We start from the raw sequence: 244 nt of genomic DNA, 5'->3' as shown, positions 1-244 counted from the left end.
TCAACCCCTGGCATGATGTCTTGTTTGGCCGCTGCGTAGCTCTTGAGCTTGTCCGTGATCATGACGCGCGGAGCGTAGCGCAAATCCTTTAACAGCTTGCGCAGCAAGCGTTTGGCCGCATGACGGTTCCTTCGGCTTTGCACCAGAATATCCAGGACCTTGCCCTCCTGATCGACAGCCCGCCATAGGTAATGGCGCTGGCCATTCATGGAAAGGTAGACCTCATCCAGATGCCATTTATCCC

1 protein-coding gene is annotated in these 244 nt (G+C 55.3%); it reads right to left on the bottom strand.

Annotated features, from left to right (window positions below):
* The coding region (locus PZA18_RS24880; protein ID WP_284103551.1) for a DDE-type integrase/transposase/recombinase at positions 1–244 on the bottom strand (244 nt) is incomplete at both ends.

Origin of the sequence: Parachitinimonas caeni (genome assembly GCF_030129945.1) — a bacterium.
GTDB classification, from domain to species: domain Bacteria; phylum Pseudomonadota; class Gammaproteobacteria; order Burkholderiales; family Chitinimonadaceae; genus Parachitinimonas; species Parachitinimonas caeni.
The sequence above is the reverse complement of the archived record's forward strand: the minus strand, read 5'-3'. Positions and strand labels throughout refer to the sequence as shown.